The organism is Micromonospora sp. CNZ297 (genome assembly GCF_007827625.1).
The window spans coordinates 34,289-51,832 of record NZ_VISU01000013.1 but is presented as its reverse complement, the minus strand read 5'-3'; the positions used below and the strand labels follow the sequence as shown (position 1 = coordinate 51,832).

Below are 17,544 nucleotides of genomic sequence, written 5' to 3'. Positions count from 1 at the left end.
GTTCCCGGGAGTGCGCCGATGCGTGAGGTCGACCCGCGACGGCGGGTGCCGCGCACCGACGCGCTGCTCGCCGATCCCGCGCTGGCCGCCGCCGTCGGCACGCTCGGCCGCGACCGGGTCAAGGCCGCGATCGTCCGCGCGCAGGACCGCGCCCGCCGCGGTGAGCTGACCCCCGAGGGGGTACGCGACGCGGCGCTGGCGGACCTGCCCGGCCGTACACCGCGCGCGGTGCTCAACGCCACCGGCGTCGTGCTGCACACCAACCTGGGCCGCGCGCCGCTCGCCCCGTCCGCCGTGGACGCCCTGGTCGCCGCCGCCGGGCACACCGACGTGGAACTGGACCTGCGGACCGGGCGACGGGCCCGGCGCGGCCGGGAGGCGCTCGACGCGCTCGCCGCGGCGGTGCCCGACGCCGGGGCGGTGCACGTGGTGAACAACGGCGCCGCCGCCCTGGCGCTCGCCGCCACCGCGCTGGCCGCCGGCCGGGAGATCGTGGTGAGCCGCGGCGAGCTGGTCGAGATCGGCGACGGGTTCCGCCTGCCGGACCTGCTGGCCAGCACCGGCGCGCGGCTGCGCGAGGTGGGCACCACGAACCGCACCACGCGCGCCGACTACGAGGCCGCGATCGGCGAGCACACCGGGTTCGTGCTCAAGGTGCACCCGTCGAACTTCGTGGTCACCGGGTTCACCTCGGCGGTGCCGGTGGCCGAGCTGGCCACGCTGGGCGTACCCGTGGTGGCCGACATCGGGTCGGGGCTGCTCGCGCCGGACCCGCTGCTGCCGGCCGAGCCGGACGCGGCCACCACGCTGCGGGCGGGCGCGCACCTGGTCACCGCCAGCGGCGACAAGCTGCTCGGCGGCCCGCAGGCCGGTCTGCTGCTCGGCGACGCCGACCTCGTGCACCGGCTGCGCCGCCACCCGCTGGCGCGGGCGCTGCGGGTGGACAAGCTCACCCTCGCCGCGCTCGCCGCCACCCTGTACGCGCCGTCCACGCCCACCCGGGACGCCTTGCACGCCGACCCGGCTCGGCTGCGGCAGCGGCTGGAGCGGCTGCGTGACCGGCTCGGCGAGGACGGCTGCAAGGCCGAGGTGGTGCCCGGCGTCGCTGTGGTCGGCGGCGGCGGGGCGCCCGGCGTGGAGCTGGACTCGTGGGCGCTGAGCCTGCCCGAGCGGTACGCCGAGCCGCTGCGCACCGGCGAACCGGCGATCCTCGGCCGGGTGCTGCACGGCCGGCTCCTGCTGGACCTGCGCGCCGTGCCGGAGAGCGCAGACGACCGGGTCCGGGCGGCCGTGCTGAGCGTGGGGGACTGACCGGCATGTGGGTGGTGGCGACCGCCGGGCACGTCGACCACGGCAAGTCCACGCTGGTGCGGGCGCTGACCGGGATGGTACCGGACCGGTGGGCGGAGGAACGCCGCCGGGGCATGACCATCGACCTCGGCTTCGCCTGGACCACACTGCCGTCGGGCGGCACCCTCGCCTTCGTCGACGTACCGGGGCACGAGCGGTTCGTGCCGAACATGCTCGCCGGCATCGGCCCGGTCCCGGCCGCGCTGATCGTCGTGGCCGCCGACGAGGGCTGGATGCCGCAGTCCGCCGAGCACCTGGCCGCGCTGCACGCGCTGGGTGTGTCGTACGGGCTGCTCGCGGTCACCCGCGCGGACCTGGCCGACCCCGGGCCGGCGGCGGCGCGGGCCCGTACGGAGATCGCCGCGACCTCGCTGGGTGAGGTGGAGGCGGTGCCGGTCTCCGGGGTCACCGGCGCGGGGCTGCCCGAGCTGCGCGCCGCCCTGGACCGTCTGGGCGCCCGGCTGCCCGACCCGGCCCGGGACGCTCCGGTGCGGCTCTGGGTGGACCGGGCGTTCACCGTGCGCGGCAGCGGCACAGTGGTCACCGGCACGCTCGGCGGTGGCCGGCTGCGCGTCGGCGACGAGCTGGAGCTGGCCGCCACCGGCGAGGCGGTGCGGGTACGCGGACTGCACTCGCTCGGCACGGCCCGGACCGAGGTCGAGGCGGTGGCCCGGGTCGCGGTGAACCTGCGCGGGCTGTCCCGCGACCGGGTCGGGCGCGGCGACGCGCTGCTCACGCCCGGCCGGTTCGGGCGTACCGACCTGCTCGACGTGCGGCTGTCCGGCGATCCGGCCGCCGACCTGCCGGCCACGCTCACCCTGCACGTGGGCTCTGCGGCGGTGCCCGCCCAGGTCCGGCCGCTGGGCCCGGACACGGTACGGCTGCGCCTGGCCCGCCCGCTGCCGCTGCTGATCGGGGACCGGGCGCTGCTGCGCGACCCCGGCCGGCACCACGTCGCGGGCGGCGTGACGGTGCTGGACGTGGACCCGCCGCCGTTGCGCCGCCGGGGCGCGGCGGCCGCCCGCACGGCGGTGCTGGCCGGCCTGGACGGGCGGCCGGACCTGGCCGGGGAACTGCGCCGGCGACGGCTGGTCCGCGCCGGTGACCTGACCCGGATGGGCGTGCCGCCGACCGCGACGCCGGTGGCCGGGCAGTGGCTGGCCGACCCGGAGCACTGGCGGGACCTGGGTCGTCGCCTCACCGAGGAGGTGGCCCGGTACGCCGCCGAGCATCCGCTCGCCGCGGGCGTACCGGTCGACGTGCTGCGGCACCGGCTCGACCTGCCCGAGCGTGCTCTGGTCACGGCGCTGCTGCGCCCGCCGCTGCGACTGCGCGACGGTCTGGTCACCGCCGCCCCGCAGGGGACTCTGCCGGACCCGGTGGCCCGGGCGGTGGACCGGGTCCGGGCCGAGTACGGCGACCGGCCGTTCCAGGCCCCCGAGGCGCACCACCTGGCCGACCTCGGGCTCGGGCCCCGCGAGATCGGCGCCGCGGTACGCGCCGGCGCGTTGCTGAAGCTGGCCGAGAACGTGGTGCTGCTGCCGGGCGCCCCGGACGACGCGGTACGCGTGCTCGCCGGGCTGCCGCAGCCGTTCACGCTCAGCGCCGCCCGGCAGGCGCTCGGCACCACCCGCCGGGTGGCGGTGCCGCTGCTGGAACTGCTGGACCGGCGCGGCGCCACCCGGCGGCTCCCTGACGACGCCCGCGAGGTGGTCCGCCCGCCGGGCTGAGCCAACCGGTGCCACCGGCCCACGCCGGTCACCTACCGTGGCGCCATGGACCCTTCCGCGGTCTGGCGGGACAAGAACCACAAGTGGCGGATCGAGGCGTACCGGGCCCCGGACCTGCGCTTCGCGATCTTCGCCACGAACGGCCCCACCGAGTCGGCGCCGCTGTGGCTGTTCGGGATGGCCGCGCTGGCCCGCTGGCTGATGACCCACGCGATCTCACTGGACGACCTGGAGACCGACTGATGGGCGTGCAGGTCGCGCTGGTGCTGGTGCTGATCCTGATCAACGCCGCCCTGTCCGGCAGCGAGATGGCGCTGGTGAGCCTGCGGGAGGGGCAGTTGCGCCGGCTGGCGCGGTCCGGGCGGGCCGGGGCGCGGCTGAGCCGCCTCACCCGCGAACCGAACCGCTACCTGGCCACCATCCAGCTCGGCATCACGCTCGCCGGGTTCCTCGCCTCGGCCGCCGCCGCCGTGACGCTGGCCGAGCCGCTGGTCGGCCCGCTGGGTTTCCTGGGCGCGGCCGCCCGCCCGGTGGCGGTGTTCCTGGTGACACTGCTGCTGACGTTCCTCACGCTCGTGGTGGGGGAGCTGGCACCCAAGCGGCTGGCCATGCAGACGGCGGAGCGGTGGGCGTTGGTCAGCGCCGGGCCGCTGGACCTGCTCGCCCGGCTGTCCCGGCCGGCGGTGTGGCTGCTCGGCCGCTCCACCGACCTGCTGGTCCGGCTCGCCGGCGGCGACCCGCGCGCCAGCCGGGAGGAGGTGACCGAGGAGGAACTGCGGGAGATGCTGGTCAGCCAGCGCGGCCTGTCCGCCCAGCAGCGGGAGATCCTCGCCGGGGCGTTCGACATCGCCGGCCGTACGCTGCGGGAGATCCTCGTCGCGCGCCGCGACGTGACCACTCTGCCCGCCGACCTGCCCGCGGCGGAGGCGATGCGCCGGCTGGCGGCCGGCGGCCGGTCCCGGGCGCCGGTGATCGGACCCGGCGGGCTCGACGACGTACGCGGCACCGTGCACATCCGTGACCTGGTGGACGCCGACGGCGCGCTCGTCGGCGACCGGGCCCGCCCGCCGGTGCTGCTGCCGGGCACGCTGCCGGTGGCCGACGCGATGCGGCAGCTGCGCCAGCGGCACGAGCAGCTCGCCCTGGTGGTCGACGAGTACGGCGGCGTGGACGGCCTGGTCACCATGGAGGACCTGCTCGAGGAGGTGGTCGGCGAGCTGTACGACGAGACCGACCGGGACGTGCGCCGCGCCGTGCGGGAGCCGGACGGCGCGCTGCTGCTGCCGGGCGACTTCCCGCTGCACGACCTGCCCGACGTGGGCGTCCGCGTGACGTTCCCGTTGTCCCGGGAGTACACCACGGTGGCCGGGCTGGTGCTGGCCGGCCTGGGCCGGCTCCCCGAGGGGCCGGGGGAGCGGGTGCGGCTGCCCGGCCTCACCGTCGAGGTGGTCGAGGTGGCGGGGCGGGCGATCCGCCGGGTCCGGCTGCGCGGCCCCGCTGTCGGCCGCACGCCGGACTGACACCCGGACGGGGGACAACCGCCCGATACCCGTCCCGGGCCGCGTCGCCGGTCGTACGGTCCGGGCGTGAAGGACCGAGGACTGCGTACGTTCGTCACCGTGCTGGCCGGACTGGCCGTGATCTACTTCGGCTTCTCCGGAAGCCGTGGCAGCGGCGAGGAGGGTGGCGTCTCCGGTGGCGTGGTGCTGCTCGCGCTGCTCGCCTCGCTGCTGGCCTGGAACCTGACCAAGCCCGGCCCGGCCAAGTAGCGACCCTCAGTGGGCCGTGGCGGCGCTGCGACTCACCTCGCCCGCCGACTCCTCGCCCAGGGCCACCCGCACCAGCGCCGACGCCAGCCGGCCGAAGTCGGCCTCGCCGACCAGCCCGACCAGGTCACCGGGGCTCGCCGGCAGGCCCAGCCGCCGCGCCCCGGCGAGCGTGCGCCGGTCGGCGTACGGGCGCACGTCCGGCCACACCGACTGCGCCTCCCGCAGGAAGATGTCCGCACCGGTGGGGCCGATGCCGGGGAACTCGGTGAGCAGCCGGCGCAGCACGGCCCGGTCGGCGCCGGCCTCCTTGTGCAGCCGGCGCAGGTCGCCGTGCCAGCGGTCCAGGCAGAGCCGGGCGCCGGTGCCGAGCATGGTGGCGGTCCGCTCGTCGTAGCGCCGGTAGTGGCCCCGGCCCAGCGCGTCGACCCGGTCCTGCCATCTCGCCGCCTCCATCGCCTGCGGGGTGCGGTAGCCGGCGGCGAACAGCTCCCGGGCGGCGGCCACCGCCACCGAGGCCCGGATCCGGGTGCTCAGCAGCGTGGTGAGCACCAGCAACTGGTACAGCGGGCCGGGCCGGTCCGCGAGGGCGATGCCGGCCTCCTCCGCGTATGTGCGGTTCTGCCGTTCCAGCAGGGCGCGCGCGACGTTGCGATCGTCTGGCATCCGTCCGGCTTACCCGCCCCGGCCCCGGCCAGACCCCCGGGCCGATCCGGAATGCGCCGGGCGGCGGCGGGTACGCGGGTCGGGTGCGCGGTCGACGGCCGTGTGCTCCACCGGGAAGGAGAGACCCGTGGTCAAGCCGCAGCAGGAGGAACTGCGCCGGAACGACCTCGGCGCCACCAGCCAGGACAGCCGCAAGACGGCTACCCAGGCGGGCAGCCGTTCGCGAGGCCGGGGCACGTCGAACGGCGACGCGGGACGCCCGGTCCCCAAGGGACAGGTGTCGCCGTACGGCCCGGCCGGTGAGCCGGTCGCCGACGACGAGAGCTAGCCGCGGGCCGACGTCGGCCGCAGCCGCCGCCAGGTGGCTGCGGCCGACAGCCCGTACGCGAGGTGCGGGATCAGGTCGGAGACCCAGTCGCTGCGCCGCCAGGTACGCGGGTCGGTCACGCCGAGCACCGTCATCGAGCCGTCGGAGGTGGCCATCACCCCGCCGCCGAGCACCACTGTGGCCAGCGGCAACGGGATTCGCCGGCGCGCGGCGAGCAGACCGAACGCGGCCCCCGCGGCGATGCCGGTGGCGTACCCGAGCAACGGCCCCAGACCGGAGCGGCGGTTCTCCGCCTCGTCGCCGGGGCCCAGGTCGACGTGTGTGACGTCGGCGAGCCGTCCGGCGACCGATTCCGGGGTGCTGCTGGCCGGCCGGGCCCGCAACGCCATGTCGAGGTACGAGACCGCGTTGAGGACGGCGCTGCCGACGGCGCCCGCGATGGCGCCGTCGACAACCGCTGCCGTCCTCACTTCGGGTCACCCGGTTCCCGGTTGCCCTTGGGGCCGTAGGTCCGTTCGCCCCGGACCACACCGCGTTGCCCCCGGTCGTCCTGGAGGATCCGGTTGGCGACCTGGTTCGCCTCCTTGTCCGACGCCCGTCCGGACTGTTCGACGAGGTCGCGAAGGCGTGCTCGCTGCTTGTCGTACGCGTTGCTGCCCGGCCGTGGTCCTGGCATCTCGGCCTCCTCCGGATCGCTGTCGGCTGACCGTAGGCGTCTACCCGCCCGGGCCGGGACCAACCGTTGCGGGCGCATCCCCGCCCGGCTGGAGCGCCGCTCAAGCGGGGGTGTGGACCACCGCTCAGCCGGGCGCGCCGGACGCCGTTCAGTCGGAGGCGCGGACCACCGCGACCGGGCAGGCGGCGCGGTGCAGGATCCCCTGGCTGACCGAGCCGAGCAGCAGCCCGCCCAGCTCGCCCCGGCCCTGCCGGCCCACCACGACCAGTTGAGCCCCGGCTGACGCCGTGGTCAGTGCCGCGACCGGTTTGGCGCGTACCGTCTCGGCGTGCACCGGCAGGTCCGGCCACCGTTCGCCGATCCCGTCGACCGCCTCGGTGAGCACCCGCTCGTCCTCCTCGGCCCCGCCCTTGCGCCCGGGCGGGGCGGGGCGGGCGTGCACCACGTGCAGCGGCGCGCCCCACGCGGACGCGGTCTCGGCGGCGAACTCGACGGCGGCGCGCGACAGCGTGGAGCCGTCCACGCCGACCACGACCGGGCCGTCCGCGCGGGCGGTGCCGCGCGCGATCAGCACCGGGCAGTCGGCGTACGAGGCGACCTGCACCGCGACCGACCCGACCACGAGCGCGGCGAATCCGCCCAGTCCCCGGTCGCCGAGGACGATCAGGGCGGCGGTGGGGGACTCGCCGAGCAGCACCGCGGCGGCCTCCCCGTCGATGATCTCGCCGGTGATGCGCAGGCCGGGCGACTCCGCCTCGGCCGCCGCGACCGCGTCGGAGACCAGTTGCTCGGCCTGGTTGCGCAACCCGGCACCGGGTGGTGACCCGGCCGGCGCGGAGACCGGCACGCGCAGCAGCGGCCAGATGAAACCGTGCACCACCCGCAGCGGGCGGTTGCGCCGCCGCGCCTCCCGGGCCGCCAGACGCACCGCCCGTGTCGCGGGTTCGGAGCCGTCCACCCCGACCACCACCGCGGCCCCGTTCGCCGAGTTCACCCGTACCTCCTCGTGGCCGGCGCCCCCGCGGCCAGTATCGCGGCCCGGGTGGGCGGCCCGGGGCGATACCGCCGGGGTCGCCCGGTGGGTACGCTGGCGTGCAGCACCCAGGGGAGGGAGCCCCGTCGATGGATCAGCCGGACGGACCGAGCACCGCCCGCATGATCGACTACTGGCTCGGCGGCCGGCACCACCGTCCGGTGGACGTCGCCGCGGCCGCCGCTTTCGAGGCGGCGTACGGGCCCTGCGCGGCGATCTTCCGGTCGCTGCGTGGTTTCCTCGGCCGCACCGTGCAGGCGATGGCCGCCGACGGGATCGACGGCTTCCTGGTCTTCGGCGCGGGTGTGCCCACCTGCGGCAACGTGCACGAGGTCGCACCGGAGGCGACAGTGCTCTACACCGACGTGGACCCGGAGACGGTCCGCCTGGGCCGGAGCCTGCTCGCCGGCAGCGACCGGGCCGGGTACGGCTACGGCGACGCCACCGACATCGGTACCGTCGACCGGGCGCAGCTGCACCGGTTCGTGCCGGGCTGGGGGAGACGGCCGGTGGGTGTGGTCTTCCTCGGGCTGGCGGCGTTCCTGGACGACGACACGCTCGCCCGTACGCTCGACGAGCTGTACCAGGCGGTGGCGCCGGGCAGCCGGCTGGCGATCGACTTCGACACCGAGGAGCTGGCCGGGCACCCCGAGGCGCTGGCCATGATGGGCCCGGCGTTCCGGATGCGGGCGCCCGAGCGGTTCGCGCCGCTGCTGGGCCGCTGGCAGCCGACCGGCGACGGCATCGTGCCGGTGGCGCGGTGGCGGCCGGCCGGTGAGCCCGAGCCGGTGCCGGACGCGTTCCACGGCGCGCTGGCGTTCCGCACGGCCGGCTGAGCCGGTCCCGTCACGCCCGGCCGAGGCGGGGCGTTCGCCGTCTGGCGGCCTTCGTATGATGTTTGCCCTGTAGCAATAGTCGTCATCGGAGGATGAGCATGCCGGAGGCGTCCGGATCGGTGTCACGTGCCCTGCGCACGGCGCCACCCGACCAACTGGCGGAGACCGCGGACGCGGTGCTGCGCCAGACGCTCGGGGCCGCGCGGGCGGAGGTGTTCGTCGCCGACTACCGCGCCAGCGGACTCTGGCCGGTGCTCGACCCGGACGTGCCCGACGGCGGCCCGCTGCTGGCCCACAGCGTCGCGCAGCGCTGTTTCAGCAGCCAGGAGCCGGTGCTGGACATCGTCGAGGACGGCCGCTGCCGCGCCTACCTGCCGCTGTCGGTGTGGGGGGAGCGGCTCGGCGTGCTGATGGTGGAGCTGCCCGGCGACCCGGACGTGGCCACTGTGGAGGCCGCGCGCGACGCCGCCGGGGAACTGGCAGTGGCGATCCGGGCGGCCGACCGGGAGACCGACCGCTACCGGCGCGCCCGGCGGCGGGAGCGGCTGAGCATGGCTGCCGAGATGCAGTGGGACCTGCTGCCGGGGCGCAGCGTACGGCTCGGTGACGCGCTGCTCGCCGGGCAACTCGAACCGGCGTACACCGTGGGCGGTGACCACTTCGACTGGTCGGTGGACGGCGACCGGCTCACCCTCACCGTGCTCAACGGCACCGGCAGCGGGCTGGCCGCGTCGATGCTCACGGCGATGACGGTGAACGCCATGCGCAACGCCAGGCGTTCGGGCGGCAGCCTGGTGGAGCAGGCGGAGCTGGCCTCGGACACCATCTACTACCAGCACCGGGGCGACCGGCACGTGGCCACGCTCCTGCTGGAGCTGGACAGCCGCCGGGGCGTGATGCGCGTGGTCGACGCCGGCTCACCGCAACTGCTGCGGCTGCGTGGGGGCCGCGTCACGCCGATCGCGCTGGAGCAGCAGCTGCCGCTGGGCATGTTCGCCGAGACGCGCTACGACGTGCAGGAGTTCACTCTGGAGCCGGGCGATCGCCTCTTCGTCGTCAGCGACGGGGTGTACGCGGCGGAGCCCGACGAGCAGGAGCCGTACGGCGTCCGGGCCATGGCGCGTGCGATGCGGTCGACTCGGCTGCAGCCGGCGACCGAGGCAGTTGGTACGGTGATGCGCGAACTGCACGCGTACCATGCCGACGCGGATCTCCGCGACGACGCGGTCGTCGTCTGCCTGGACTGGCGCGGCCCCAGCCGGTCCGGCGACGTGACGGGGCAGTGACCGGGGCTGCGGAGCGAACACGAGCGGGACGATCGCAGGGGACGGCGAGTGGAGCGACCTCCGAATCTTGCCGCGGCCATCGAATCGGCTGCGGAGGCGCTCATCGGTGTGCTCGACTCGGCGACGTCCCGGCACACCGTCGGCGTCTCGCCCACCCAGCTGCGGGTGCTGTCGCTGATCGTGTCGCATCCGGACACCAACGTGAACCGGCTGGCCGAGCTGCTGGACGTGGTCCCCTCGTCGGCGAGCCGGTTGTGCGACCGTCTGGAGGCGGTCGGCCTGCTGCGCCGGGTGGCGGACCCGCGCGACCGGCGGGAGGTGCGGCTGATCCCGACCGCTGCCGCCGATACGCTGCTGCGCGACCTCCAGGAGAGACGGCACCGGGCGGTGCAGGCCGTGCTCGACCGGATGCCCAACCGGGTGCAGCACGAGCTGCTGCTGGCGCTGGTGGCGTTCAGCCAGGCCGCGGCGGCCACCGCCCCGCAGGCCGGCTCGGACTCGACCGCCCGTACCGCCTGATCCCTCGCACCGATGTCCGCCCTGCGTCCCACCGCTCAACTAGTGTCCTAGGATGCCTTAGCGGTTGTGACGGTCACCACCGTGACACCACTGAGCAACGACGCAGCGGGCCACCGGGCGAGAGCGGCGAGCCCGATATAGTGGCAGCGCAACTGGGCGGCCCGTGATCACCACGAGGGCGGGCCGCGTCGGGGAGGTCCCAGACCGGGATCACAGAGGGCGCCGGCGTCTGACCGGCCGGCAACGCGCACGTCCCTCCAGCGGCCGTTCATCCGGCTGCCGGACCGTGCTGCGAAGGGAGGGTTCGGTGTCGCGTCGGCCGGCTCCAGCGGAGCAACCGGATTCCGGGACCGCCACGGTCGTGGGAGACCGCGTCCTCACGCTGCCCAACCTGATCAGTTTCGTCCGGCTCGTCGGCGTACCGATCTTCCTCTACCTGTTCCTCGTCGTGCGGGCCGACGTCGCCGCCATCGCGGTGCTCGCCGTGGGCGGCACCAGCGACTGGGTGGACGGCTGGATCGCCCGCCGCCTGGGCCAGGTGAGCCGGCTCGGGGAGCTGCTCGACCCGCTGGCCGACCGCCTCTACATCCTCGCCACGCTGCTCGCGTTCACCGCCCGCGAGGTGGTGCCCTGGCAGTTCACCGGCGCGCTGCTGGCCCGGGAGCTGCTCCTGCTGGTGTCCCTCGGGGTGCTGCGCCGGTACGGCTACGGCCCGCCGCCGGTGCACTACGTGGGCAAGACCGCGACGTTCCTGCTCCTGGCGGCGTTCCCCATCCTGCTGCTGGCCGACGCGGTGCCGGACGCCGGCACCGCCGCAGGCGCGATCGGCTGGGGCCTGGCCTGGTGGGGCCTGGTCCTCTACTGGGTCGCCGGCGCGATGTACGTGGTGCAGGCGAGCCGCCTCGTGCGGGCCATGCGGGCGCGGCGTACGGAGGCGGCGGCATGACGACGCCGTCACGGGACGGGGACAAGGAACGCGACCCGTCGACCCGGGTGTACGCCCCGGACTTCCTGACCGAGCTGTTCCGCAATCCGCTGGACCCGGGGTACGGGGACGCGGCGGCGCGCCGGGCGACGGGCTCCATGTCGCGGCTGCGGGAGGTGCTGGGCCGGCCGGTGAGCCTGGTGGTGCTGGCGCTGATCGGTTTCCTGTTCGCGGTGGCGTACCGGGAGACGGTGGCGGAGGAGCCGAGCCGCGCGACGGCGCGGGCGGGTCTGGTCGCCGAGATCAAGGGGCGGGAGGCGGAGACCGACCGGTTGACCGAGCGCGCCGAGCAGTTGCGTGAGGAGGTCGGCCGGCAGCGGGACGCGGCGTTGAGCGGTTCGCAGGCGTCCCGGTTGCGCACGCTGGAGGCGGGCACCGGCCTGGCCCGGGTGCGGGGGGACGGCGTGGTGGTGCGGCTGGCCGACGCGGCGGCGGACCAGGACGGGGTGACCGGCGGGGACGCGGGCCCGTCCCGGGTGCTGTATTCGGATCTGCAGAAGGTCGCGAACGCGTTGTGGGCGGCGGGCGCCGAGGCGGTGGCGGTGAACGGGCAGCGGTTGACGGCGACGTCGACGATCCGTTCGGCGGGTGAGGCGATCCTGGTGGACTACCGGCCGGTGACGGGCCCGTACGAGGTGCAGGCGATCGGGCCGAGGTCGATGCGGGACCGGTTCGACGAGAGCCGGGCGGCGGCGTTGATGCGTGAGGTGGCGCGGACGACGGGTCTGTCGTTCGGGGTGAAGCGGGTCGACGACCTCACCTTGCCGGCGGCGCCGCAGCCGCGGCTACGCTACGCCGAGCCTCCGGCGAGCCCGGGTCCGAGCGGGAGCGCGCGCCCGTCGGGTTCGGGTGGCGCCGGTTCGTCGAGTCCCGGGTCGTCCGGCCCGGGTGGTTCTTCCAGCCCCTCGGGAGGTGGCCGATGATCGCGGTGCTGGCGTTGCTCGCCGGTGTGGTGCTCGGGGTGTATCTGGACCCCACGGTGCCGGCGGCGTTGCAGCCGTATCTGCCGATCGCTGTGGTGGCCGCGTTGGACGCGGTGTTCGGTGGGGTGCGGGCGAAGCTGGACCGGATCTTCGACGACAAGCAGTTCGTGGTGTCGTTCATCTCGAACGTGCTGGTGGCGGGTCTGATCGTGTACCTGGGTGACCAGTTGGGCGTGGGCGGTCAGTTGTCGACCGGTGTGGTGGTCGTGCTCGGGGTGCGCATCTTCGGAAATGTGGCGGCGATCCGCCGGCACCTGTTCCGGGCGTAGGTTTGTGGCGATGAGCGAGGAACACAGGGAGACGGGTACCGGGTGGCCGCGGCCGGGGGAGCCGGCGCGGCCGTCGGGTCCGGCGGGTGAGCCGGATCCGCGCCCGGACGCGCCCGATCCGGACGAGTTGAGCCCGTTGGCGCCGGTGGAGCCGGTGCCGGACGAGGCGGCGGAGCCCGCGGAGCGGGAGGCGGTGCCGGAGTCCGAGCCGGAGCCGGGTGCGGCGGCCGGTGCCGGTGCGCCGTCGGCGGCGCGGCGGTTCTCGTCGGCGGGCGCGATGATCGCGGTGTTGCTGGCGTTGCTGGGTTTCACGCTGGTGGTGCAGTTCAAGACGACGTCGACGGATCCGACGCTCGCGGCGACGCGGGAGGAGGACCTGGTGCGGATCTCGTCGGATCTGGATTCGCGGGAGCGGCGGCTGCGCCAGGAGATCGAGTTGCTGGAGGAGAGCCAGCGGCAGCTGCGGTCGGGTGAGCAGGGTCGGCAGGCGGCGCTGGAGGAGGCGACGCGGCGGGCGGACGAGCTGGGCATCCTGGCGGGTACGTTGCCGGCGGTGGGTCCGGGTCTTGAGGTGCGGTTCTCGGGGCCGGCGAAGGCGGTGTCGTCGACGCGGATCCTGGACGCGGTGCAGGAGCTGCGGGGTGCGGGCGCGGAGGCGATGCAGATCCAGGGCACGGACGGTACGGCGGCGCGGATCATCGCGTCGACGTATTTCGTGGACGGGCCCGACGGTGCGCTGGTGGTGGACGGGCGGCGGTTGACGGGTCCGTTCACGATCATGGTGATCGGTGATCCGGCGACGATGCGTACGGCGTTGAACATTCCCGGCGGGGTGGTCGCATCGGTGCGGGACGGCGGCGGTAACGTGACCTCCGAGGATCGTGAGGTTGTGGAGGTTTCGCAGCTGCACGCGCCGATCAAGCTGGACCACGCCCGGCCGGTCTCGTGACCGGTCGCGGCCGCGCCGGTTTCTCCGGTGCACCGATGACGAAGGACGCAGTTGGTGATTCCTGAGGATCTGCGGTACACCGCCGAGCACGAGTGGGTGGTCGGTGGTGACGGTGGTGTCGTCCGCGTCGGTATCACGCACTTCGCGCAGGACGCCCTGGGTGACATCGTGTTCGTTCAGCTGCCGGAGCCGGGTGCGGTGGTGGCGGCGGGTGAGTCGCTGGGCGAGATCGAGTCGACGAAGAGCGTGTCGGAGATCTACGCGCCGTTGAGCGGCACGGTGGCGGCGCGCAACGAGGCGTTGGCCGACACCCCTGAGGTGATCAATACGGATCCGTACGGTGCGGGGTGGTTGGTGGAGATCACTCCGGACGATCCGGCGGCGGTCGAGGGTCTGCTGACCGCCGATGCGTACCGCGAGCTCACCGAGAGCTGAGTTCGTGCTGTTCCGGGCGGCGGCGAGGTTCCGCGCGTCCGGTTGCCCTGCATTTCGGCGCTGGCTAGGCTCGCCCAGTCGACCGAGAACCAATAGTTTGAGCGTTGCGGAATGCGCCTTCCCGGGCACGGGGAGCCAGCCGCCGGGTGTGGTGTTGCCCGGCGGCCAGACCCGCCATTCCCTGACGCCGACCGAACAGATCCGTGAGGTGGTCCCATGACGCGCCCAGACGACGAGTTCCCCCCGCTCGACGTCACTTCGACGCTCAATCTCGGCTCGCTCGACGAAGTGCTGGAGGGCCCGGACACCGATGTGGTGCCGAGCCGGATGTCCGGCTCGTTGCCGCCGGGTATGGCGTTGCTGGTGGTTCGCCGGGGTCCGAATGCGGGTGCCCGGTTCCTGTTGGACCACGATGTGACGACGAGTGGGCGGCACCCGGACAGTGACATCTTCCTGGACGACGTGACGGTGTCGCGTCGGCACGCGGAGTTCCACCGTGACGGTGGGACGTTCACGGTGCGGGATGTGGGCAGCCTGAACGGCACGTACGTGAATCGTGAGCGGGTCGAGGCGGCGACGCTGAGCAACGGTGACGAGGTGCAGATCGGCAAGTTCCGGGTGGTGTTCATCGCCGGTCCGCGCCCGGAGGAGGAGGCCGGCCGGGGGTGAACGAGCCTGCGGCTTCGACGCCGTCCGGGGCGGCGCGGGCGCCTGCGCTGATGAGTATCGGCGAGGTGCTGGCGCAGTTGCGGCCGGAGTTTCCGGACGTCACGATCTCGAAGTTGCGGTTCCTGGAGGCCGAGGGCCTGGTGGAGCCGCAGCGGACGCCGGCGGGTTATCGGAAGTACGGCTGGGACGATGTGGCGCGGTTGCGGTTCGTGTTGACCGCGCAGCGGGATCAGTACCTGCCGTTGCGGGTGATCCGGGAGCAGTTGGCCCAGTGGGACGGGTCTGGTCCGTCGCCGGGGCGGGGGCGGCCGAATCTGGTGGCTGTGGGTCCGGGTGGTGAGGTTCCGGGCCGGGAGCCGGTGGAGTCGGTCGAGTCGTCGGAGGTGCGGCTGGACCGGGCGGGTCTGATCGCTCGTAGTGGTGTGGACGAGTCGACGCTCGCGGAGTTGGAGCGGCTGGGTGTGCTGGTGTCGGATCCGCCGGGGTGGTACGACGCGGACGCGTTGATCATCGCGAGTGCGGTGGCGGGTCTGGCGGCGTACGGGCTGGAGCCTCGGCATCTGCGGGCGTACCGGTCGGCGGCGGATCGTGAGGTCGGGTTGTTCGCGCAGTTGGTGGCGCCGTTGGCGCGGCAGAGCGATCCGGCGGCGCGGGCCCGGGCGGCGGAGACGGCGCGGGAGTTGCTGGCGTTGTCGCAGCGGTTGCACGCGGCGTTGGTGCGGGTGGGGCTGCGGTCGACGTTGGGCCGGTGAGGTCGGTGCGAGGGGCCGGGTGCGGTGTGCGCCCGGCCCTTCGTCGTGGGTGGGCGCGGAAAGATCTGGTCGGCGGAGCGTGTCGTAGGCTTGCCGGGGTATGCCCGTCCGGCGAGGCGTGGTGCACGTAGCGCGTGGGACTCCCGTGTCCTGGTCCGTGTACCGTGCAGGGAAGGGCGCGGTGCATGGTGACGACGACACGGAGGCGGCGGTGCGCGAGCTGAGCGTGGTCGGAGTTCGGGTGGAGTTGCCGAGCAACCAGCCGATCGTCCTGCTGCGGGAGGTCGAGGGGGACCGCTATCTGCCGATCTGGATCGGCGCGGTCGAGGCGACGGCGATCGCTTACGAGCAGCAGGGGGTCAAGCCGGCCCGGCCGTTGACGCACGATCTTCTGCGGGATGTGCTGACGGCGTTGCAGGCGCCGTTGCGGGCGGTGGAGATCACCGAGTTGAAGGAGAACGTGTTCTACGCGGATCTGCTCCTCGGTGACGGTGTGCGGGTGTCGGCGCGGCCGAGTGACTCCATCGCGTTGGCGTTGCGGGTGGGTGCTCCGATTCGTTGTGCGGAGCAGGTCCTCAGTGAGGCGGGGATCGTGATCCCGGACGAGCAGGAGGACGAGGTGGAGAAGTTCCGGGAGTTCCTGGAGCAGGTGCGTCCGGAGGACTTCGCGGGTTGAGGTGTCCCGGCCGGGTGGCCGGGGTCGGCGCGGCGGTGGTTGTCACGGCAGGTGGCGGCCGGCCGCCGTGTGTTTTTGTTGCCGGGTGGTGGCGCGGCGTGTCGCGGTGTCTTCTGCGGGTGAAGTCCGGGGGGCGGCGTTAGGGTTGCCGTGTCGAGGGGTGCGCGTACGGGGAGTCGGCGCGGCACCGCCACGGGCGCGGGGAGGTTGGTCCGGATGCACGAGCCACGGGATCCTGGTCCGGGTGCGGAACAGCAGGCGGGTGTGGGGGCCGATCCGGCCGGTGACGGCGAGGTCGGCTACCGGGGTGTGACCGCGTGTTCGGCGGTGGGGATCAGTTACCGGCAGTTGGACTACTGGGCGCGTACGGCGCTGGTGGTACCGAGTGTCCGCGACGCGTCTGGTTCGGGGACGTCGCGGTTGTACTCGTTCCGCGACCTGGTGGTGTTGAAGGTCGTGAAGCGGCTGCTGGACGCCGGGGTGTCGTTGCAGAACATCCGCAAGGCGATCGAGGCGTTGCGGTCGCGTGGGGTGGACGATCTGGCGGGCATCACGTTGATCTCCGACGGGACGACCGTGTACGAGTGCCGGTCGCCGGAGGAGGTGGTCGACCTGTTGCAGGGCGGCCAGGGGGTGTTCGGCATCGCGATCGGTGGCGCGTTCAAGGAGATCCAGGGTTCGTTGTCGCATCTGCCGGCGGAGCCGGTGGGTGGGCAGGAGCCGGCCGTGCCGGCGGTGGAGCCGGAGTCGGACTCGGAGTCGGTGGGTGACGAGCTGGCGGCGCGCCGGGCGCGGCGCCGGGCCGGGTGACCTGCGTCGCGTCTCGTTGACGGGATCGCGCCGCGCCCGAAAAAGGGTGTGGCGCGATTCGTGTTTTGGTGACGGGGTGTGGTCCTCGCCTGTGGGCTGAGGTGATCGGACGGTGTGGACCGGTCCGGGTGAGGGTCGGCGCAGGCCACGGCACGTGTGAGCGTGATGTCCGAAAAGGACGGTACGTCGTGCATGTTTACGGCCTGTGTGTGACCGGCTGCGGTGCGTCCACCGACTCGGGTCGCGTTGCTGACTGTCCGTGATTGACAGTTCTCGGGATCAGGACAGGGTCGGCGTGAAGTGTCGTTGCGGGCGCGCTATGGTCCGTTCCGGTCGTCGGCGTGTCGACGTCACGGCGGAACGCTGTGTGACGCCGCGCCGGACGGCGAGCCCCTGCCGCGGCGCTGCCCGCGGACCCCTTGTGGAAGGACCGAGCATGACGGTGACGAGCGAGACCACCCCGATCTCCCACTACGAGCGCATCGGCGGCGCGGCCGCGGTGAAGGCCGCGGTGGAGCTGTTCTACGACAAGGTGCTGGCCGATCCGGATCTGGCCGGCTACTTCGCCGACGTGGACATGGTGGAGCAGCGGCGGCACCTGGCGCTGATGCTGGCGGTCGTGCTCGGCGGTCCCAACGAGTACGCGGGCCGTGGCCTGGAGGAGGCGCACCAGCCGCTGAACATCACCGGTGAGCACTACGCGAAGGTCGGTGAGCATCTGACCGCGACGCTGGTGGAGCTGGGCGTGCCCGCGGACGTGATCGCCGACGTGCAGGTCGTGCTCGGGCAGGTGCGGGAGCAGGTCGTGTCGGCGGGGGACGCCTGA

23 protein-coding genes are annotated in these 17,544 nt (G+C 74.0%); 19 read left to right on the top strand and 4 right to left on the bottom strand.

Translation table 11 applies throughout. From position 1 onward, the window contains the following. Positions 1 to 18 precede the first annotated feature (18 nt). The 5 genes from selA to FB454_RS21890 all read left to right on the top strand — a co-directional run bounded on the left by selA (position 19) and on the right by FB454_RS21890 (position 4,849). On the top strand, positions 19 to 1,311 hold the full coding sequence (gene selA / locus FB454_RS21910; RefSeq protein WP_145823380.1) for an L-seryl-tRNA(Sec) selenium transferase: 1,293 nt from the start codon (positions 19 to 21) through the stop codon (positions 1,309 to 1,311). A gap of 5 nt (positions 1,312 to 1,316) precedes the next feature. After that, the gene (gene selB, locus FB454_RS21905; RefSeq protein ID WP_145823379.1) at positions 1,317 to 3,080 is read left to right on the top strand and encodes a selenocysteine-specific translation elongation factor; all 1,764 of its coding nucleotides are present in this window, start codon (positions 1,317 to 1,319) and stop codon (positions 3,078 to 3,080) included. Between the two features lie 45 nt (positions 3,081 to 3,125). After that, the gene (locus FB454_RS21900; RefSeq protein ID WP_013286387.1) at positions 3,126 to 3,323 is read left to right on the top strand and encodes a hypothetical protein; all 198 of its coding nucleotides are present in this window, start codon (positions 3,126 to 3,128) and stop codon (positions 3,321 to 3,323) included. Beyond that, positions 3,323 to 4,600: a hemolysin family protein gene (locus FB454_RS21895; RefSeq protein ID WP_013286386.1), complete on the top strand. Its 1,278-nt coding sequence runs from the start codon at positions 3,323 to 3,325 to the stop codon at positions 4,598 to 4,600. Before FB454_RS21900 ends, FB454_RS21895 begins: the two co-directional genes overlap by 1 nt. A 66-nt stretch (positions 4,601 to 4,666) precedes the next feature. Continuing rightward, positions 4,667 to 4,849: a hypothetical protein gene (locus FB454_RS21890; protein WP_013286385.1), complete on the top strand. Its 183-nt coding sequence runs from the start codon at positions 4,667 to 4,669 to the stop codon at positions 4,847 to 4,849. A gap of 6 nt (positions 4,850 to 4,855) precedes the next feature. Here FB454_RS21890 and FB454_RS21885 read toward each other — a convergent pair whose 3' ends face one another. Beyond that, the gene (locus FB454_RS21885) at positions 4,856 to 5,512 is read right to left on the bottom strand and encodes a hypothetical protein (RefSeq protein WP_145823378.1); all 657 of its coding nucleotides are present in this window, start codon (positions 5,510 to 5,512) and stop codon (positions 4,856 to 4,858) included. A 127-nt stretch (positions 5,513 to 5,639) separates the two neighbouring features. Here FB454_RS21885 and FB454_RS21880 point away from each other — a divergent pair, with 127 nt between their 5' ends. Next, positions 5,640 to 5,840: a hypothetical protein gene (locus FB454_RS21880; protein ID WP_013286383.1), complete on the top strand. Its 201-nt coding sequence runs from the start codon at positions 5,640 to 5,642 to the stop codon at positions 5,838 to 5,840. On the opposite strand, the gene FB454_RS21875 is transcribed toward FB454_RS21880, so the two are convergent. From FB454_RS21875 to FB454_RS21865, 3 genes are all read right to left on the bottom strand, one after another. After that, entirely contained in the window at positions 5,837 to 6,310 is a 474-nt protein-coding gene (locus FB454_RS21875) for a hypothetical protein (protein WP_013286382.1), read from the bottom strand. The genes FB454_RS21880 and FB454_RS21875 overlap by 4 nt on opposite strands. Then, complete coding sequence (locus FB454_RS21870; protein ID WP_013286381.1) at positions 6,307 to 6,516, bottom strand: hypothetical protein; 210 nt, start codon at positions 6,514 to 6,516, stop codon at positions 6,307 to 6,309. Before FB454_RS21870 ends, FB454_RS21875 begins: the two co-directional genes overlap by 4 nt. A 148-nt stretch (positions 6,517 to 6,664) precedes the next feature. Continuing rightward, positions 6,665 to 7,510, bottom strand: a complete 846-nt coding sequence (locus FB454_RS21865) for a universal stress protein (RefSeq protein ID WP_091327721.1) — start codon at positions 7,508 to 7,510, stop codon at positions 6,665 to 6,667. Between the two features lie 128 nt (positions 7,511 to 7,638). Between FB454_RS21865 and FB454_RS21860 the strand changes: the two genes are divergently transcribed. The 13 genes from FB454_RS21860 to FB454_RS21800 all read left to right on the top strand — a co-directional run bounded on the left by FB454_RS21860 (position 7,639) and on the right by FB454_RS21800 (position 17,544). Beyond that, positions 7,639 to 8,385, top strand: coding sequence for an SAM-dependent methyltransferase (locus FB454_RS21860; protein ID WP_013286379.1), 747 nt, complete (start codon positions 7,639 to 7,641; stop codon positions 8,383 to 8,385). 98 nt (positions 8,386 to 8,483) lie between these two features. Further along, positions 8,484 to 9,671, top strand: a complete 1,188-nt coding sequence (locus FB454_RS21855) for a PP2C family protein-serine/threonine phosphatase (protein ID WP_013286378.1) — start codon at positions 8,484 to 8,486, stop codon at positions 9,669 to 9,671. A 48-nt stretch (positions 9,672 to 9,719) separates the two neighbouring features. Beyond that, complete coding sequence (locus FB454_RS21850) at positions 9,720 to 10,190, top strand: MarR family transcriptional regulator (RefSeq protein ID WP_013286377.1); 471 nt, start codon at positions 9,720 to 9,722, stop codon at positions 10,188 to 10,190. Between the two features lie 307 nt (positions 10,191 to 10,497). Further along, complete coding sequence (clsA, locus tag FB454_RS21845) at positions 10,498 to 11,136, top strand: cardiolipin synthase ClsA (protein ID WP_013286376.1); 639 nt, start codon at positions 10,498 to 10,500, stop codon at positions 11,134 to 11,136. Beyond that, positions 11,133 to 12,098, top strand: coding sequence for a DUF881 domain-containing protein (locus FB454_RS21840; RefSeq protein WP_013286375.1), 966 nt, complete (start codon positions 11,133 to 11,135; stop codon positions 12,096 to 12,098). Before clsA ends, FB454_RS21840 begins: the two co-directional genes overlap by 4 nt. Beyond that, on the top strand, positions 12,095 to 12,427 hold the full coding sequence (locus FB454_RS21835) for a small basic family protein (protein ID WP_007071104.1): 333 nt from the start codon (positions 12,095 to 12,097) through the stop codon (positions 12,425 to 12,427). Before FB454_RS21840 ends, FB454_RS21835 begins: the two co-directional genes overlap by 4 nt. A gap of 10 nt (positions 12,428 to 12,437) precedes the next feature. After that, positions 12,438 to 13,376, top strand: a complete 939-nt coding sequence (locus tag FB454_RS21830; RefSeq protein ID WP_013286374.1) for a DUF881 domain-containing protein — start codon at positions 12,438 to 12,440, stop codon at positions 13,374 to 13,376. 54 nt (positions 13,377 to 13,430) lie between these two features. Next, on the top strand, positions 13,431 to 13,811 hold the full coding sequence (gene gcvH / locus FB454_RS21825; RefSeq protein ID WP_013286373.1) for a glycine cleavage system protein GcvH: 381 nt from the start codon (positions 13,431 to 13,433) through the stop codon (positions 13,809 to 13,811). Positions 13,812 to 14,027: 216 nt separating this feature from the next. Next, the gene (gene odhI, locus FB454_RS21820; protein WP_007071101.1) at positions 14,028 to 14,480 is read left to right on the top strand and encodes an oxoglutarate dehydrogenase inhibitor Odhl; all 453 of its coding nucleotides are present in this window, start codon (positions 14,028 to 14,030) and stop codon (positions 14,478 to 14,480) included. Positions 14,481 to 14,530: 50 nt separating this feature from the next. Continuing rightward, a complete protein-coding gene (ftsR, locus tag FB454_RS21815) occupies positions 14,531 to 15,232 on the top strand; it encodes a transcriptional regulator FtsR (RefSeq protein ID WP_174361714.1) in 702 nt (233 codons plus the stop codon). A 211-nt stretch (positions 15,233 to 15,443) separates the two neighbouring features. Then, on the top strand, positions 15,444 to 15,908 hold the full coding sequence (locus tag FB454_RS21810; protein ID WP_036311069.1) for a bifunctional nuclease family protein: 465 nt from the start codon (positions 15,444 to 15,446) through the stop codon (positions 15,906 to 15,908). 216 nt (positions 15,909 to 16,124) lie between these two features. Next, the gene (locus tag FB454_RS21805; protein ID WP_083395227.1) at positions 16,125 to 16,718 is read left to right on the top strand and encodes a MerR family transcriptional regulator; all 594 of its coding nucleotides are present in this window, start codon (positions 16,125 to 16,127) and stop codon (positions 16,716 to 16,718) included. Positions 16,719 to 17,154: 436 nt separating this feature from the next. Beyond that, positions 17,155 to 17,544 (top strand): group I truncated hemoglobin, encoded by a 390-nt coding sequence (locus FB454_RS21800; RefSeq protein WP_013286369.1) that lies wholly within the window; start codon positions 17,155 to 17,157, stop codon positions 17,542 to 17,544.

Excerpts from the sequence above, each read along its gene's own strand:
- selA (WP_145823380.1), top strand. The coding sequence starts at position 19 with ATGCGTGAGGTCGACCCGCGACGGCGGGTGCCGCGCACCGACGCGCTG.
- selB (WP_145823379.1), top strand. The coding sequence starts at position 1,317 with ATGTGGGTGGTGGCGACCGCCGGGCACGTCGACCACGGCAAGTCCACG.
- FB454_RS21900 (WP_013286387.1), top strand. The coding sequence starts at position 3,126 with ATGGACCCTTCCGCGGTCTGGCGGGACAAGAACCACAAGTGGCGGATC.
- FB454_RS21895 (WP_013286386.1), top strand. The coding sequence starts at position 3,323 with ATGGGCGTGCAGGTCGCGCTGGTGCTGGTGCTGATCCTGATCAACGCC.
- FB454_RS21885 (WP_145823378.1), bottom strand. The coding sequence starts at position 5,512 with ATGCCAGACGATCGCAACGTCGCGCGCGCCCTGCTGGAACGGCAGAAC.
- FB454_RS21870 (WP_013286381.1), bottom strand. The coding sequence starts at position 6,516 with ATGCCAGGACCACGGCCGGGCAGCAACGCGTACGACAAGCAGCGAGCA.
- FB454_RS21860 (WP_013286379.1), top strand. The coding sequence starts at position 7,639 with ATGGATCAGCCGGACGGACCGAGCACCGCCCGCATGATCGACTACTGG.
- FB454_RS21855 (WP_013286378.1), top strand. The coding sequence starts at position 8,484 with ATGCCGGAGGCGTCCGGATCGGTGTCACGTGCCCTGCGCACGGCGCCA.
- FB454_RS21840 (WP_013286375.1), top strand. The coding sequence starts at position 11,133 with ATGACGACGCCGTCACGGGACGGGGACAAGGAACGCGACCCGTCGACC.
- FB454_RS21835 (WP_007071104.1), top strand. The coding sequence starts at position 12,095 with ATGATCGCGGTGCTGGCGTTGCTCGCCGGTGTGGTGCTCGGGGTGTAT.
- FB454_RS21830 (WP_013286374.1), top strand. The coding sequence starts at position 12,438 with ATGAGCGAGGAACACAGGGAGACGGGTACCGGGTGGCCGCGGCCGGGG.
- odhI (WP_007071101.1), top strand. The coding sequence starts at position 14,028 with ATGACGCGCCCAGACGACGAGTTCCCCCCGCTCGACGTCACTTCGACG.
- ftsR (WP_174361714.1), top strand. The coding sequence starts at position 14,531 with ATGAGTATCGGCGAGGTGCTGGCGCAGTTGCGGCCGGAGTTTCCGGAC.
- FB454_RS21805 (WP_083395227.1), top strand. The coding sequence starts at position 16,125 with ATGCACGAGCCACGGGATCCTGGTCCGGGTGCGGAACAGCAGGCGGGT.
- FB454_RS21800 (WP_013286369.1), top strand. The coding sequence starts at position 17,155 with ATGACGGTGACGAGCGAGACCACCCCGATCTCCCACTACGAGCGCATC.